The 965-nt window shown below is 72.4% G+C and carries 1 protein-coding gene; it reads right to left on the bottom strand.

What is annotated here, in order from left to right; genetic code table 11:
- Positions 1-929 (bottom strand): 13E12 repeat family protein (locus OC372_RS19300; protein ID WP_262003896.1); only part of this gene is annotated, 929 nt, incomplete at its 3' end.
- Between the last annotated feature and the right edge of the window lie 36 nt (positions 930-965).

A 965-nucleotide genomic window follows, 5' to 3' on the forward strand; every position in this document is an offset into this window, starting at 1 on the left:
GCCATCCGCCTCGCCGCCCCGACACTGACCGGCTGGTCGAGACCGTCGATGGCCGCCGATCCCGCCCCCGATTCCAGGTCCGAGAGGTTCATCCGGACGATCACCGTGGCCCCGGCGACCGGGACCCGCGTCTGGCAGCCGACGACGTGCGCGCAGAACACCGCGAGCGCGTCGGCCTGGATCATCGGGACCGTGCGCCGATCCGCATCCGGAGCCTCCGCGTCGGGGGCATCGATGCGGGCGGCGAACGCGGCGGTCACGAACCCGCGGATCGCGGTCACCACAGGGGCGGCGGTCTCGGCGTCGAGCACCGCGTTCAGGTGCACCATCCCGTCCCGCTCGAACAGGGTCAACACCCGCTTCCCCCGCCGCTCCTCTTCTTTCGGTTCCACCCCGTCGGGGTCCAACCACGCTTCTGCCCGCACCACGAGCTTTCGCACATCATCCAACGCGAGCCCCTGCGCCTTCTCGACCAGCACCCGCTCCCCCTCGGAGATGCGGCCCTGCCCCGCCGTCACCCGGCACCGATCCAGGACCGTGATGATCATCGCCGCGGCCGGCGCACCGAGCACCCCCGAGCCGAGCGCGTCCCGCACCAACGGATACCTCGCCGGAAGCGGCGCCCCCAGAAGGTCCGCGCGCGGCGCCGTCGCCTCCCCCACCTTCACCAGACGGGCCGCGTCGCCCGTCGAGCGTCCCGTGGTCGCGGCGATCAACGTCGCCGGAGTGCGGAACCCCTGCTGCTTCGCCAGGCTCTCCGCCCCGAGCTCCGGCCGCGACTCATGCGCGATCCGCGCGGCGACCTCGACATGCACCGCATCCAACCGCCGCTGCAGCACCCCGACCGCCGCCCCCACCGCGACCAGCTCGGACCGGGACAGATCCCCCGAATCGTCGACACCCGCCCACGCCGCATCGAGGCGACTCATCGCCTCGTGCAACCCGGTCAAAGTGGACATGCTCCA

Origin of the sequence: Microbacterium sp. Mcb102 (genome assembly GCF_024519805.1) — a bacterium.
Lineage (GTDB): Bacteria > Actinomycetota > Actinomycetes > Actinomycetales > Microbacteriaceae > Microbacterium.